Source organism: Psychromonas aquimarina ATCC BAA-1526 (assembly GCF_000428725.1).
GTDB lineage: Bacteria > Pseudomonadota > Gammaproteobacteria > Enterobacterales > Psychromonadaceae > Psychromonas > Psychromonas aquimarina.
Genome location: NZ_AUAM01000044.1, coordinates 19,852 through 34,532, shown reverse-complemented (window position 1 = coordinate 34,532; position 14,681 = coordinate 19,852). Strand labels below are relative to the sequence as shown.

Genomic DNA, 14,681 nt, shown 5'->3' with positions numbered 1-14,681 from the left:
AACAGGCAGTTAAGGATTAAAGCGCCTTACCCGGTAAGGCGCACTGCAAACAAGGATTATGGAATGAACAGAATAAAAACAGTCCTGCCGATAGGCTTATCCGCCCTGGGCTTAGTGACTTCACTGGGTCTGTCGGCACAGACAGAAGACACTACGGCCTCTTTAGTGCCGATTATGATGGGCGACATTACAATATTTGTCCCGCTGGCGGCTGAAGTCACACCAGACCCGACTCCCGACCCTGACCCGGAAACCCCCGACCCGGTCGACCCGCCGATTATTGCTGAGGGTGAAACCGGCACCGGTTATAAATATGACAATCCCTTTGGTCTTGTTTCTGAAATTGACGGTCCGCGCAGCGATGCGCAGGATATCACCAGCTTTACTTATCAGGATAATACGGGGTATTTAGAGACGGTCACCAATGCGCTGCAGCAGACAGTTAATTATGCCGACTACAATAGCCATGGTTTACCGGAAACCATTGTTGATATTAACGGCTACCCGACCACCTTAACCTATACCGATGAAGGCTGGTTAAAAAGCAGTGAAAAAGGCGGGCTAACAACCAGCTATGAATACGACAACCTAGGCCAGGTACGCTTTGTGACTTCGCCGGGTAATAACCCCACTGAGTTTATCTACAACGACGCACGCTACCTTCGCTTTATCAAGTACGCCAACGGTGTGCAGAAAGAGATGCAGTATGACAAGATGGGTAACGTTAAAGTGGTGCTCATCACGGCTCAGGGCAAAACCACCGTTGCCAGTAACTACGACTATGATGAACTCGGCCGTTTAACCGATGTGATATATACCAACAGTAAAACCTTGCACAAGTATGACCTGAACAGTAATCCGGAATTCCAGACTAACGGTTATAACGTCACATCAAAGAAAGTGTACGACAACCTTAACCGCCTGGAAAAGTATATTGACGAACTCGAGAACGTCATTGATTACACTTATAATGCGCAGGACCAGCTGACTACGGTTAGCGATGATAATGGCGGGCAAACGGTTTACGGTTATGACGGCTTAGGCCGCCTTGAAACCCTGACCAGCCCGGACACCGGCATCACCACTTATAAATATGATGATGCCGGCAACCCGACGTACATCCATGATGCCCGCGGACAGGGAGTGGTACAGCAGTATGACGCACTGAACCGCCTGACAGAAAAACAGTATGAAGGCGCGCGCGATGAAGATGTTGTCTTTACCTATGATGAAGGCAATAACGCCAAGGGTAAACTGAGCAGTATCAGCACCGGCAGTGCATCGGTGGGTTATGGTTATGACGCACTGGGCCGTTTAACCGACCAGACCAACACGCTTTACACTGAAAACAGCGGTGAGTTAAGCGGTGCTGTGGGTTATGGCTATGATGCCGTATTAGGCTCGCTGGACAGCATTACCTACCCGTCGGGTATGAGCGTTTCTTATCATACAAACAGTTATGGTGAAGTCACCAGTATCAGCCTGTCTGGAGGCGAATTCAACGGTCAGAGCATCGCCAGCAATATCAGCTATAACGTGGTGGGGAATATTGAAAACCTCACTTACGGTAACGACGTCACGCTTACCCGCGTCTTTGATGCTGACGGTCAGCCGAAAAGCCAGAGCGTATCGGGCATCTGGGACTTAACCTACAGCTACGATGATAACCGGAACCTGTCTGATATTATCAGCAGCCTGAACAGTGCCGATACTCTTGGCTTTAAGTATTACCATAACAACCGTCTACGCACTGCCACTGACAGCACAGACACCACGACATTTGAATACGATGGTGTCGGCAACCGCACAACACAAAGTAATCAGAGCATTGACGATAGCTACCTGTATGTCCTGCAGTCGAATCTGTTAGAGAAAGTGAATGCAGAGCGCGTTGAGTATGACGAAGTAGGTAATACAATAACGTCACCGCTGCGTAATCACACCTACAGCTATAACGCTGAAGGGCGCTTAAGCACCATGACCAGCGCAGACGCACAAGCAAAGTACTTTTATAACGGCTTGAGCGAGCGTGTGATTAAACAGGTGGGTGATGATACTTACCTGTACTTCTATAACACTGCCGGACAGCTGTTAGAAACGCAGCACTACCAGGGCGCAACGAAAGTCAGCAGTAAACAGATAATCTGGCTGGGCAGTCTGCCGCTGGCACAGGTAGAAACCGGCAGTGATACAGCTGCACGTATTATCTACATTCATGCCGACCATCTGAACACGCCGCGTAAAGCGACGGACAGTAACGGTCAGCTGGTCTGGCAGTGGCAGTCCGATGCCTTTGGTAAGGGTTTACCTGATGAAGATGTTAACCAGGACGAGACGTTAACTCAAATAGACCTGCGTTTTCCGGGGCAGATTTACGATGCGGAATCGGGCCTGTACTACAACTACTACCGTTATTACGACCCGCAGTTAGGCCGCTACATCACCTCTGACCCGATTGGTCTAAACGGCGGTATTAATACCTTTGCGTATGTTGGGGGGAATCCGGTTGGGTTGATTGATCCTAACGGACATTCTGCTTTTTCATTGATAGCAAAAGCACAAAACAAAGTTCGTAAGGTTAATATGAAGCTTGCTGGAGGAGTGCACCCAAAAACAGGCGTTCCATTTACAGCTAAAGGGTTTCCTGACTTTTCAAAATATGCCATTGAGAGCAAAACTATAAAAATGACAGGTAACCGTAAGACAGATGAAAGATTAGCTAATGCAGCGGCTGGTTTAGATAAGACTCCTTCAGGCTTTACTTGGCACCATGTTGAAGACACAATGACAATGCAACTAATACCTAAGAGTATCCATAATAAAACAGCTCATACCGGAGGTGTTGCTGTATTAGCGGTTATGTCTTCATTAGCAAGCTCTGCAGCAAATGCATCGCCTGGAGATTATGCTAAATTTGCTTGGGATATACTAAACCCTTTTGACTTGTGGATTGGTAGCACAGAGGAAGGCGCGGGGAGTTTGTATGGACCAGGTACTCCCTATTCAACATACGATGATTATAATAAGGCTATGAATGACTGCAATAACTAATATTATAGATAGTAATAAATATGGGGCTATCAACTTAGATGCATTGGAAGCTTTAGAGGCTGAAATTGGATGTAAATTACCAACTGAATATGGAGATTTCCTTATTTCAAATAATGGTGGTTCGCCATTATTTGATTGTTTTGAAATATCAAAACAAGATGGTGATGATCGCTTATCTAGCTTTTTTGGCTTACATACAGGACCAGAATACCTTCAACTAGATAAACAGCTGAAAGTATTCAAAGAAAGAATTCCAGATAAGTTATTACCAATTGCTGATGATGCATTTGGTAATCTTGTTGGTATTAGCCTGAATGATGATAGCTTTGGAGCAATATTCTTTTGGGATCATGAAAAACAATTAAATAATAGTTTTTCTAGCTTGATTAAATTAAGTGCTTCACTTACTGAGTTCATATCCTCACTAAAAGAGGATATATCTGATGATCCCATTGAAAGAATCCTTGATAAGGGGAGTGTGCTCGGAGTAAGGCTATTGCTTGACTCTGGGTATGATATTGAGTCTGAAGATGAAAATGGAAGAACATTAATTGAAGTTGCTTCAATTAAGAATAAGGTTGAAATTATTCAATACTTACATCAACGAGGTGCGAAGTTAAGAACCTCTTTACAGTTAGCGAAGAAAAACGCGATGTTTTTCCCGGAACATAAAAAGTCTGTAGATTTACTTCAAAGCTTAATGAAATAATGCCTCGTTCCCACGCTCTGCGTGGGAATGTAGCCCGGTTCAACTCAGCATGTAATAAAAAGCCGTAATGACAAAAGTTATTACGGCTTTTTTGTAATTGCCATTGTGAGGTGATTATTCTGAAAGCTGCGCATACAGCTCGCTTCACAGCCGAGCAGCAGTCAATTTCAGCCCCATTACACGTTAAACTCCGTGTGTAATTTAATGTTATTGGAATACTTATTCTAAGGACGCGTCTGTTTTTAGGGGTAATGCTTTGTAAGGCGCTGTAATGTTTTTTCCCGTTTTAAAAGAATAACATTGAATAATTAATTATAGGGGTTGAAAGAAAAGGCGGTATGGATGCCCTGCCTGTTATTATTTGTAAAATGGACGGTACAAATGACTGATATAAAGATTACAGATTGTGGTGATTACTCTCAGATTCAAATCACATCTGAATTTCCGGAAGGCAAGAGCATGCAGTATGCCGAGCTTGATCAAGATACATTCATTTCGAAAATAAAATTACCTGAAGTACACGAATACACAGATTATTTTAAAAAAAGGCTGTACCAGCTTAGTATCGACGGAATAGTGAAACCAGAGTCTCTTGCACAACATCATAGAAATCTTGAGCAAGATAACAGGCTAAGAAGCGGGAGCCTAAAGAGGTCTGCTGCATCAGAAATATTAGGCAGTGAGGAAATTAAACAGTACGCCCTTTGTCATCACCGCATTTCAGACGGGAGAGAGTCTTTCCTAAAAATGCTGAATCATTTTTTAAAAAGACAAAAAATACGAATAACTTCCCAGAACAATCACTTTATATATGATGCCTTCACAATAAACAGAATGAAATATGAAGCGGGCCATAGGGTTATCTATAAAGAATTTCAGGGGAAAAGATATTATCTAGATATTTGTGAGTATGGTAATGATGAGTACTTAAAGCAGACTGCTCCTAAGTATATTGCTGAATCCCCGATGCTGTTTAGTTAATAGCAATGTATTTAATATTACTGGAAATTCATTTTACATTGGATGTTTTGTCGTCTTTCCGCCGTAAATACGATAATCTCGCTTTTTTATGACTTCTCTTTGACTTTTGTTTTTGATGTTCGATTAAAATCAGGTAACCTGATCTTCTATTGAAATAAATGAACGAATGTCGTCTTTCCACCGGAAATAAAAAGGGATTTTAATGACAACTGTTACAAATGGGATAATCGTAGATAAGCGCATAATAGCTAAGCAATCTAGCTCTATTGAACATGGAAAAATTAACAAAGTAACATCTATAGTTCTTCATCGAACAGCTGGTTCAAGCGCTGCCTCGTCTTTAAACGGTTATGCTGCTGGGCAAAAGACGGGAGCGCATTTTTTAATTGCTAATGATGGAACAATATACCAAACAGCTAGTTTAGAAAAACTCTGTTGGCATGTCGGTATCTTATATTCCCGGTGTGCCGACGAAAAATCATGTGATCCAAAAGAGTTAAAAACTATTAATAGCTTACTCCATCAAAAAGGTTTTTCATTTTCAAAAAGAGTAAAAAATGTATCTAGGCATGAATTAGGAAAAGCCTATCCTCTTCGTTACCCTTCAAATAATGATTCACTAGGAATCGAGGTTGTAGGTCGATATAACAAAGCAGCAAATACTTTTGAACGACCGACAAATAAACAGTTTCAATCATTAAAATGGTTAGTAGATGTATTATTAAAGGAGTTTTCTTTAACCTTGAGTACAGATGTCTATGCACACGGTGTAATTGCGAGAAAGAAGAAAGCCGAAGGGGTGCAGCTGCTTCAATATTTACAAATTGGAGTCGCCCCGTGATCAAAAATATCCTTGGTTTAATAGCTGTTTTTTTTGTTGCATCTTGCTCTTTTAAGCATGAAAACAATATTCAAATATTATCATCAAAAAAAGTTGTGGATACGACAAAGCCTGACTTTAAAATTTGTGAAAGCTTTCTGTTGACGGAAAGTGAAATCAATTCGTATTTTCACGCAGCTGAGCAGATTAGTAATGAAGAGGCTCATGGTGAGTCGCTTATTATGCCTTGTAAATATTCAGGTAAGTTAACAATGAATAAAGAAGCGTATTCATATGAGATTTTTGCCGGAGGTACGGGGTATGTTTACGATGAAGAAGGGTGGGTTGTAAAAAATTTCATTTGTAAAAATAATAATTGCTGTAGTCGGTTTTCGAACTTATGTTGAACCGTTTGGAATATAACAATAGACATATAAACAGTTAAAATGCGACAAAATACAATTGACCATTTTCATCGCACTTAAGTTTAGCCTGCAATATTTTGCTCCTTAACAGGGGCATTGCTTATTTCTAATATAGGTTTTTAATTGAAAAAATTACTAATAATATGCATCATTTTTGGTGTTTATAAAAGCTGGCCAATGTTATCTGGTGGGGCTGCCGAGTATTCAGAGAACAATGTAGTTGTGTTATATGCTACTGATTGGTGTGGTTATTGCAGAAAAGCTCGTGAACTGCTTGCTGATAACAACATACAATATACTGAATTTGATATTGAAAAATCAGACGAAGGGCGCCGCCGTTATGATGATCTGGGTGGGAATGGTATCCCTTTACTTAACGTCAATGGCAATATTATAAATGGTTATAATAAGTCTCGAATATTAAAATCACTTAACTAATGTACTTAAATGGAAAAATAACGGCTGGTCATTGCGATGCAATTATAGTCAGCAATTTATGGTGAACTGAGTGAAGCGACTTCGGTCGGCCGTTTCGTAGATGCGGTAGTTCCAACTTTGTTTAGTTCACCACCAGTTGATTGCCCCTTTCTTGAATACTTCCAATTGACACAAGTCCTAAATCAGGACTATTATAGCCCAGCATCTGCAAAATCAGATGCCGGGATTAGTACCCCGTTTTAACCAAAGCCGTATATAGGCCAACTTATCGTTGGTTTTTTTATGCGTGATGCACAGCTACAACCATTTTCAATGGTGGGCTGGGTGAAGCGACTTCGGTCGGCCGTTTCTTTGGGCGGTAGTACTAACTTTGCTCAGTTCACCACCAGTTGTTTAGTACCGACTTGTGGTGATTAACTTAATTACCAAAGGAGTCAATGATGACTAATCAACTTACGTTTCATTCCACTGCTTTAACCCCTGTTCTTCAAAACAATCAGACTTGGTTAACTTCAAGCGACTTAGCCAAAGCACTTGGCTATAAAGCAATGGACTCAGTGACTAAGATTTTTAACCGTAACCAAGATGAATTTTCAGCATGTATGACATTGACGGTCAATTTGACCGTCAATGGAATAAATAACAGTTTGCGTGAAAAAGAGACGCGTATTTTCTCCTTACGAGGCTGTCACCTTATCGCCATGTTTTCCCGCACCAAAGTAGCCAAAGAGTTTCGCAAGTGGGTGCTAGATATTCTGGATAATGAAGCTGCCGGCAATGTTTCAATGACAAATCGATTAATAGCGAGTCAGCCTTATCCGGAAAAACAAACCTGTTTACGTTATTTAATGTTAGCTGATATGCGTGACTGTGGCTGGAATTTACAGATAAACAAGATGCTTCACTTTATCGATGCGCACAAAGGTGAAAGCATTCAATTTGGCGACATTAGCGGTGTGAGGCAAGAAATAAAATCACTCTGCCATTTAGTTGAAATGCAGGATATCAAGATAAGTGAAACGAAACGTATCTTAGGCTGATATTTCGCTTTCAGAAACTAAAAGGGGCCAATTCGGCCCTGACTTTATTCTTCAAATTTTTCATGCAGCTTATGCGGGAACAGTTGTGTATAAACCTGCCAGAGAATATTTAAATTACGGTGGCCTGTTACCTGCGCCACTTCTTCAATAGAATAACCTTTCTCAAATAAGCGACTTGCGCCTTCCCGTCTTAAATCGTGATAACGTAAATCTTCAATACCCAACTCATTGCGAACGCGCTGAAACCCGGCTGTCACGCTGCGGGAATTATATGGAAATATCAGCTCATTGTTTTTTTCCTGCCGTACTGCAATATCAAAGGAGCCGGCTAAAAGGGGGACTATCATATGGTTGCCCTCTTTTTTTCTAGGATCTTTTCTGTCGCGGACAATAATGGTTTTATGCTCTTCGTTTAAGTCATCCCAGCGCAGAGCGCAAACTTCACCAATGCGCATGCAGGTAAGAATGCTGAAATCAAGAATATCTATAAACGGGATACGGATTTTTCCATTGGAGCGGAAGTTTTGACGCTTTAGTAAGCCTGCTTTTAATTTGTCTAATTCCTTTTCTGTCGGCCGCCGGGTACGTTTACTACTTTTACCGACCAGCTTCATATCAATAAGAACCGGCACAGCTTCTTCAAATATTTCAGCGTTAGCGTTAATGTTAAAAACAGGCAGGGCTTTTTGCATCACTGAACGTAAATAGGCAATATCATGGTAAATAGTTTGAGGTTTGGCGCCTGCAGAAAGTCTATTTTTACAATGCTCGATAATATCACTGGTTTTGAGTGAATCACTTCGAATAGCGGCAATGTCGCAGTCACGAAGCATCTTAATGACATACTGTTTAGTTCGGCCTGTGTTATCCCATAAATTACGATCATTTATGAACTTATCAAGCAGCTCACCAATCGCGCATGTTTTATGTTTATTAACGCCGAACTCATCAAGTTCCTGGGTTTTATTTTTACCCCAGGTTCTTGCCTGCTCTTTCTTTTTGAAAGTGCGGGCTTCGCGGTGTACTATTGTTCCATTCTGTTTAATAACCACGCTTGCTTTAAAACGTAGTTCACCACTTTTAAGCGTACGTGTTTGTATCGAGAATGATGCCATTTGTCCAACTCCTTTGAGGCGTACTTAAGGCGTACCGTACAACGTAATTGAGCGTAATTCAACGTAATTCAGCGCAAAATCAGCACATAGAAAAGAGAGTAAAATTAATGTCCAAGCCAGTAACCACCTGTGTTTACCCGTCAAACCGCTTTTCCATAGCACCGATGCTGGACTGGACAGACAGACACTGCCGGCATTTTCATCGTGTTATGAGTAAAAATACGCTGCTGTACACTGAGATGGTTACAACAGGAGCTATTTTATACGGCAAAGGTGATTACCTGCAGAAAGGTGAAACAGAGCATCCAGTATCTTTACAGCTGGGCGGCTGTGCGCCGGTGGATCTGGCTAAGGCTGCATTAGCTGGTAAAGAGCGTGGTTTTGATGAGATCAACCTGAATGTCGGTTGTCCGTCGGATCGTGTACAGAACGGGCGTTTTGGAGCTTGTTTGATGTCGGAAGGCGAGTTAGTCGGTGATGCGGTTAAAGCTATGTCCGATGCAACGGGGCTTCCTGTTACCGTTAAAACCAGAATAGGTATTGATGAACTTGATTCCTATGAGTTTTTGTGTGATTTTATTGAAAAAGTGCATGCCAAAGGCTGTGATACTTTTATTGTTCATGCACGTAAGGCGTGGTTAAGCGGCTTAAGCCCTAAACAGAATCGTGATGTGCCGCCGCTGGATTATGAGCGCGTTTATCAGCTGAAAAAGGATTTCCCGCAGCTGACCATTGCAGTTAACGGCGGTATTAAAACTTTAGACGAATGTGAAGCTCATCTGCGTCATTTAGACGGTGTGATGCTGGGGCGAGAGGTTTATGCTAACCCGTATCTGTTAAGTTCGGTAGATCAGCGTCTGTTTAACGGACAGGAAAAAATACTAACGCGCTTTGAAGTATTAGAAAAAATGTACCCGTATATTGAGCAGCAGCTTAGTAATGGATCATATATAAATCATATTGCGCGTCATATGTTAGGATTATTTCAAGGATTACCCGGTGCTCGAGCATGGCGCCGCCATTTAAGTGAGAATGGCCACCTTCCCGGTGCCGGTATTGAGGTCATGGAGAAGGCCGCCTCATTTGTTACTGAAGAATAATTAAAGTTTATAGCCAAGCTGCTTGGCTGTATTTAACCCGGTTGGAGACAGACATGAAAAAGTTCGCTTTATTGGTTAGTGTATTTGCATCATTGTTTACCCTTTCCGCCTGCAGTGTTTCAACGCCAGAGGCTGAAATACAAGAAAAAGCAGAGCAGCGTTTAACAATAGTCAGCAGCGGTAAACCGCAGGAAGTTTTACCTGCTTTTACCAGTTTTACCTGGAATGATGAATACAGCCGCGTTTTATCTGCTGTAAATGACAGTAATGAAAAAGAAGTTAAAGCGCATATTCGTAGTGAAATAATTCGCTATTTAAAAACGAAAGGTTATGTATATCAGCCGGACCCGATTCAGGCAGATGTTGTTATCGGATTTTTATTCGCATTAGAAAATGATGTTGCTGATCAGGCTATTGAAGACAAATTCGGCCTGTTACCTGGTCTGAGTAATAAACCGTTTGAGAATACCCGTTATGAAAAAGGCACATTACTGCTGGCGGTTTTAGATACTGATTTACGTCAGGTTTACTGGCGTTCTGCCATGCAGGGATTTGTTGATTTAGAAAAAGATAAAAATGATAAAAGTGCACAGCGTATGCAGAAAGTCCTGCATTATATGATGGGAGATTTCCCGCCGGCTGGACGATAAGCAGGTTTGTTTCTTTTTATAATAAAGCCGCAGTTATTGCGGCTTTATTATAAAAGTTGTTTACAGCATTTTTGTAAAAACATTTTCAGCCAGCTGATAGCCGGCTGCCTGCATAAACAGAGTTAAGCCCTCTTTTTCTGCTTCCGGTATCTCTTTTAAAGACATTTTCAGCATTGTTACCTGTTCAGTTTTAAGCTGCTTTTCTACTTCTCTCAGTAAGTTTTTAGCAATACCGCGGCGGCGGGTAAGATCGCGAACTGATAATAAACTTAATAGAGCTTGATGTTCTGTTATCTGCACCCGCAGGGCGCCAAGGTGACGTTCATTGAACAGGGTTACATAGAATTGAGTCTGTTCATTTTCAAGAAGAGCCTGCAGTGACTCATGAGTAAGCTGTTCCGGGGGAAAGTAATCTTGATATATCTTGGTTAGATCAATTAACAGTTGTGTTGAGCTTTCTGGTGAAAAAACAGATAAACGCATAATAAGAACTCTTTTTAATGTATTTGTGTAGAAGGGCTGGCGACACCCTGGTTATTGGCCTGTTGAAACTGTGATTTTTTCCGCTGCATTGCCAGGCGTTGAGTTTCCGGGATAAGCTGATTAAGTGTTATTAAGTGCAGTCCATGCGCCGGTTTTTTAAATTTTTTCTGTAAGAAATTAATGGTCTCCGGGTAGGGATGAGCAATGATAACAACAGATAAATTTTTACGGCTTAGCTGAACTGCATTCTGCAACTGCTTTTCCATTGCCTGTTCAGTTTTTACATTATCTAAAAATACATGCCGTCTTAATGCTGGAATACCCGATATTTTGGCTGTGCTTTCAGCAATAGTCTGTGCGGTTGTTCTGCTGTCCAGGAAATATAAGCCTTGTGCCTGCAGGACTTCCATCACCCAGGACATAGGCTCTAGCTGTTCTGTTAAAGAACTTCCCATATGGTTGTTGATGCCCTGTGCATAAGGTAGAGAGCGTAGAGAGCGGTTTAGGATTTCTTTAAACTCCTTTTCCTGCATATCCAGCATTAATGCCCCTTTTCCCAGCATCTGGTTATCAGCCTTAGCCTGCATCGGTACATGCAGTAATATTTCCCGCTCCTGCTGGTGGGCTTTTTCTGCTAACAGTTTAGCTTGAGGGGTGTAGGGAAGAACAGAGAAAGCAATCTCTTTAGGCAGCGAGAGTGCCTGAAAATCACTTAAGCTGTTGCCCATATCGTCAAGAACAATGGTAATAGTGCCTGCCTGCTGTGCAGAGCCCGTAGGGCTCTGCAGCAGAGACAGCAGGAAGATTAAGCTTGTCAGTCGCATAGTTACTTTAGGTTACCTGTGTGCTCAGTTAGCGTCTGCGTTTTTCAAGCCATTTCAGCGGATCCTGCGCTTTGCCTTTATGGCTGAGCTCAAAGTACAGGCTGTTTTTATCTTGTCCGCCGCTGTGTCCGGCAAGGGCGATAGCATCACCCTGGAAAACAACATCACCCGCTTTTTGCAGTAATGTCTGATTGTAACCGTACAAAGTAATGTAATCGTCACTGTGGTCGATTGCGATAACCATGCCGTAGCCTTTAAAATAACCGGCAAATAAAACCCGGCCGGTGGAAACAGCACGTACTTTTTCACCTTCGTTAGCTGCAATGGCGATACCTTTCCATTTTATCTGACTGCTGCGCTGGCTGCCGAATTTTGATAAAACCTGACCTCGAATCGGCCATTTCAGCTTACCTTTCTGCTGGGCAATACTGGAATGGCTTTGAGTTTCTGTTTTCGGTTTTACTGTTTTCGTCGCTTTTGCTTTAGCCGCCGCTAATTCTTTTTCCTGGCGTGCTTCGCGCTCTTTTTTAAGTTTGGCTTTTAAGTGCTTTTCGGCATCACTCAGCTGGGCAAGGCGTGCTTTCTGGTAATTGAGATCCTGATTCAATTCCCGCAGGGCTTTGCTCCGTTCATTACGCTGCTTTAATAACTTATCTTTGCTGGCTTTTTGTTCTTCATACATTGTTTCTAAAGCAAGTAATGAATCTGCCTGCTCATTTTTATTTTTTTCCAGCTGCAGCTGCGTTTCCTGCATAGATTTAATACTTTCTAAGCGTGCTTTGTTGAGATAATGGTAATAACTTTTTGCACGGATTATTTTGCTCAGATCCTCCTGATTCAGCAGCAGTTTGACTAAGTCATTCTGACCGGCCATATAAGCACTGATCAGCTGCTGTTCAAGCAGTTTCTGCTGCTTAATTTTCTCTTCTTCAAGGAGCAGTGTCTGCGCTTTTAATTCTTTCAAGCGGACACTTTCAAGCTCAATAGATTCTTCGCTCTTCTGCACCTGCAGCGATGCTTCGGCAGTCTGCTGCTCTAAAGTTGCAACTCGATTCTCTAAAGCTTTCTGTTCTTTAGTCTGCTGACTTTTGCTTTTCTTGCTTTTTTTGATCTGTTTCTGCAGCGTTGTGAGTTCATTGGCTGCAAAGCTGCTTTGTATCGGCAGGGCGAATATAAATAACAAAAGAAAACAGTTAAGAAGTTTTTTTTGAATGCTGATATTTTTATTGATATGTATGCTATTCATTGATTTCTACACTTTTTTTCACAATTCAGTATTTAGAAATTTTACCCGCATTATGAATATAAGTTGAGTAAAATAACTAAATACTGAGTTATCAGACTATTTTAATGAAATAAGTGGTGTACCAGACATTTCTGCAGGGATATCCATATCCATTAATTTTAACATTGTAGGTGCTATATCACATAAGCGCCCGTCTTTTGCGATTGTCGCTTCACGTCCAACATAGATGAACGGCACCGGTAAATTCGTATGTGCAGTATGAACGCCGCCTGTGTCAGGGTCGATCATCTGCTCTGCGTTACCGTGATCAGCTGTGATTAAACACTCACCGCCAACTTCTTTTAGTGCATCAACAACCTGACCGACACAAGTGTCAACAGCTTCACAAGCTTTAACAGCCGCATCGTATACACCAGTATGGCCGACCATGTCGCCGTTAGGGTAGTTACAGATGATGACATCGTATTTTGTGCTCTTAACCGCTTCAACTAATTTTTCTGTTAGTTCTACTGAACTCATTTCCGGCTGCATATCGTATGTTGCAACGGCTGGAGAGTTGATTAAGGTACGCTCTTCACCGGCAAATTCAGATTCAACACCGCCGTTAAAGAAGAAAGTCACGTGCGCATATTTTTCTGTTTCAGAAATACGCAGCTGTGTTTTGTTGTTGTCAGCTAACCACTGGCCCAGCGTATTGGTCAGTTCTTCACTTGGGAAAGCTGCAGGTGCTGTGATATCTGCAGCAAACTCAGTTAATGTAGCAAAGTGAATCTCTGGTGTAACAGCACGTTCGAAACCAGAGAAAGCGGCATCTGTGAATGTATAAGTTAATTCACGCGCACGGTCAGCTCGGAAGTTTAAGAATAAAACAGCATCACCGTCTTGAATCGGTGCTTTTTCGCCAATAACGGTTGCTTTAACAAATTCATCATTTTCGTTGCGTGCATAAGCATTTTCTAAACCAACTAACGGGCAGTCTGCAGTAAATTCAGCTTTTGCCTGTGTCAGCAGGTCATATGCTTCTTCAACACGTTCCCAGCGGTTATCGCGGTCCATTGAGTAATAGCGGCCCACTAAAGTAGCCGTACGGCCGGCACCCACTTCTGCATATTTAGCTTCATATTTAGCCAGTGTACCGGCAGCACTGCGCGGCGGTGTATCACGGCCGTCCAGGAATGCATGTACTAAAATATCTTTAGCGCCGCGTTTGGCCGCTAATTCAATTGCCGCTACAATATGTTCATCGTGGCTGTGAACGCCGCCAGGAGAAGCAAGACCCATAATATGTACGGCTTTGCCTGCCGCAACAGCTTTATCTACTGCTTCAACAAAAACTGCATTATCGAAAAAATCACCGTCAATAATAGACTTAGTTACTTTAGTCAGATTCTGGTAAACAGTACGGCCGGCACCGATATTGGTATGACCGACTTCTGAGTTGCCCATTTGACCGCTTGGTAAACCGACATCCATCCCAGAAGCTGAAATAAGATCATTGGCGTAATCTTTACATAGTTGGTCAAGTACTGGTGTGTTAGCGTTAGCTACAGCATTGTCCGGCATGTTCGGGCGGTAACCCCAGCCGTCCATAATTAATAAAACAAGTGGTTTTTTAGCAGTAGTCATGTAGAGCCTCTTTGACATTAATGTTTAAAATTTAATGAGATGGATTTTACAACATTCATTCTCGTTGTCACTGAAAAAGCCTGTACACAGATCAATACAGTGTGAAATTAACAGAATTAATTGATTTTCATGGCAATGAAAAAAGCCTAAGACTGTTCATCTGCATTTCACAA

Annotated in this window: 14 protein-coding genes; 9 read left to right on the top strand and 5 right to left on the bottom strand. The window is 42.0% G+C overall.

All coding sequences use genetic code 11. The features are described from left to right. The first annotated feature begins 63 nt into the window (after window positions 1-63). The 7 genes from G337_RS26370 to G337_RS27795 all read left to right on the top strand — a co-directional run bounded on the left by G337_RS26370 (window position 64) and on the right by G337_RS27795 (window position 7,464). On the top strand, window positions 64-3,051 hold the full coding sequence (locus tag G337_RS26370) for an RHS repeat-associated core domain-containing protein (protein WP_051303292.1): 2,988 nt from the start codon (window positions 64-66) through the stop codon (window positions 3,049-3,051). Continuing rightward, window positions 3,035-3,760 carry an SMI1/KNR4 family protein gene (locus tag G337_RS27800; RefSeq protein WP_051303290.1) on the top strand — a complete coding sequence of 242 codons (726 nt, stop codon included), beginning with the start codon at window positions 3,035-3,037 and terminating at the stop codon, window positions 3,758-3,760. The genes G337_RS26370 and G337_RS27800 overlap by 17 nt, the downstream gene beginning before the upstream one ends. A gap of 381 nt (window positions 3,761-4,141) precedes the next feature. Beyond that, entirely contained in the window at window positions 4,142-4,741 is a 600-nt protein-coding gene (locus tag G337_RS0115505) for a hypothetical protein (RefSeq protein WP_157619336.1), read from the top strand. Between the two features lie 202 nt (window positions 4,742-4,943). Then, complete coding sequence (locus G337_RS0115500; RefSeq protein ID WP_028864712.1) at window positions 4,944-5,582, top strand: peptidoglycan recognition protein family protein; 639 nt, start codon at window positions 4,944-4,946, stop codon at window positions 5,580-5,582. Beyond that, window positions 5,579-5,968, top strand: a complete 390-nt coding sequence (locus tag G337_RS0115495) for a hypothetical protein (RefSeq protein WP_028864711.1) — start codon at window positions 5,579-5,581, stop codon at window positions 5,966-5,968. Before G337_RS0115500 ends, G337_RS0115495 begins: the two co-directional genes overlap by 4 nt. A 141-nt stretch (window positions 5,969-6,109) precedes the next feature. After that, the gene (locus tag G337_RS0115490) at window positions 6,110-6,424 is read left to right on the top strand and encodes a glutaredoxin family protein (protein WP_028864710.1); all 315 of its coding nucleotides are present in this window, start codon (window positions 6,110-6,112) and stop codon (window positions 6,422-6,424) included. Between the two features lie 440 nt (window positions 6,425-6,864). Beyond that, window positions 6,865-7,464, top strand: a complete 600-nt coding sequence (locus G337_RS27795) for a BRO-N domain-containing protein (RefSeq protein WP_051303285.1) — start codon at window positions 6,865-6,867, stop codon at window positions 7,462-7,464. 44 nt (window positions 7,465-7,508) lie between these two features. Here the strand turns inward: G337_RS27795 and G337_RS0115480 are convergent, their stop codons facing one another. Beyond that, entirely contained in the window at window positions 7,509-8,579 is a 1,071-nt protein-coding gene (locus G337_RS0115480) for a tyrosine-type recombinase/integrase (RefSeq protein ID WP_028864709.1), read from the bottom strand. 107 nt (window positions 8,580-8,686) lie between these two features. Between G337_RS0115480 and dusA the strand changes: the two genes are divergently transcribed. Then, window positions 8,687-9,679, top strand: coding sequence for a tRNA dihydrouridine(20/20a) synthase DusA (gene dusA / locus G337_RS0115475; protein ID WP_028864708.1), 993 nt, complete (start codon window positions 8,687-8,689; stop codon window positions 9,677-9,679). 53 nt (window positions 9,680-9,732) lie between these two features. Continuing rightward, a complete protein-coding gene (locus G337_RS0115470; RefSeq protein ID WP_028864707.1) occupies window positions 9,733-10,329 on the top strand; it encodes a DUF4136 domain-containing protein in 597 nt (198 codons plus the stop codon). Window positions 10,330-10,389: 60 nt separating this feature from the next. On the opposite strand, the gene panM is transcribed toward G337_RS0115470, so the two are convergent. The 4 genes from panM to gpmM form a co-directional block, all read right to left on the bottom strand. After that, window positions 10,390-10,812, bottom strand: a complete 423-nt coding sequence (panM, locus tag G337_RS0115465) for an aspartate 1-decarboxylase autocleavage activator PanM (protein WP_028864706.1) — start codon at window positions 10,810-10,812, stop codon at window positions 10,390-10,392. A 14-nt stretch (window positions 10,813-10,826) separates the two neighbouring features. Continuing rightward, the gene (locus tag G337_RS0115460) at window positions 10,827-11,636 is read right to left on the bottom strand and encodes a divergent polysaccharide deacetylase family protein (RefSeq protein WP_028864705.1); all 810 of its coding nucleotides are present in this window, start codon (window positions 11,634-11,636) and stop codon (window positions 10,827-10,829) included. A 28-nt stretch (window positions 11,637-11,664) separates the two neighbouring features. Continuing rightward, entirely contained in the window at window positions 11,665-12,882 is a 1,218-nt protein-coding gene (locus G337_RS0115455; RefSeq protein WP_028864704.1) for a murein hydrolase activator EnvC family protein, read from the bottom strand. Window positions 12,883-12,978: 96 nt separating this feature from the next. Next, window positions 12,979-14,508, bottom strand: coding sequence for a 2,3-bisphosphoglycerate-independent phosphoglycerate mutase (gene gpmM, locus G337_RS0115450; RefSeq protein WP_028864703.1), 1,530 nt, complete (start codon window positions 14,506-14,508; stop codon window positions 12,979-12,981). Window positions 14,509-14,681: the final 173 nt, after the last annotated feature.

Excerpts from the sequence above, each read along its gene's own strand:
- G337_RS26370 (WP_051303292.1), top strand. The coding sequence starts at position 64 with ATGAACAGAATAAAAACAGTCCTGCCGATAGGCTTATCCGCCCTGGGC.
- G337_RS27800 (WP_051303290.1), top strand. The coding sequence starts at position 3,035 with ATGACTGCAATAACTAATATTATAGATAGTAATAAATATGGGGCTATC.
- G337_RS0115505 (WP_157619336.1), top strand. The coding sequence starts at position 4,142 with ATGACTGATATAAAGATTACAGATTGTGGTGATTACTCTCAGATTCAA.
- G337_RS0115500 (WP_028864712.1), top strand. The coding sequence starts at position 4,944 with ATGACAACTGTTACAAATGGGATAATCGTAGATAAGCGCATAATAGCT.
- G337_RS27795 (WP_051303285.1), top strand. The coding sequence starts at position 6,865 with ATGACTAATCAACTTACGTTTCATTCCACTGCTTTAACCCCTGTTCTT.
- G337_RS0115480 (WP_028864709.1), bottom strand. The coding sequence starts at position 8,579 with ATGGCATCATTCTCGATACAAACACGTACGCTTAAAAGTGGTGAACTA.
- dusA (WP_028864708.1), top strand. The coding sequence starts at position 8,687 with ATGTCCAAGCCAGTAACCACCTGTGTTTACCCGTCAAACCGCTTTTCC.
- G337_RS0115470 (WP_028864707.1), top strand. The coding sequence starts at position 9,733 with ATGAAAAAGTTCGCTTTATTGGTTAGTGTATTTGCATCATTGTTTACC.
- panM (WP_028864706.1), bottom strand. The coding sequence starts at position 10,812 with ATGCGTTTATCTGTTTTTTCACCAGAAAGCTCAACACAACTGTTAATT.
- G337_RS0115460 (WP_028864705.1), bottom strand. The coding sequence starts at position 11,636 with ATGCGACTGACAAGCTTAATCTTCCTGCTGTCTCTGCTGCAGAGCCCT.
- G337_RS0115455 (WP_028864704.1), bottom strand. The coding sequence starts at position 12,882 with ATGAATAGCATACATATCAATAAAAATATCAGCATTCAAAAAAAACTT.
- gpmM (WP_028864703.1), bottom strand. The coding sequence starts at position 14,508 with ATGACTACTGCTAAAAAACCACTTGTTTTATTAATTATGGACGGCTGG.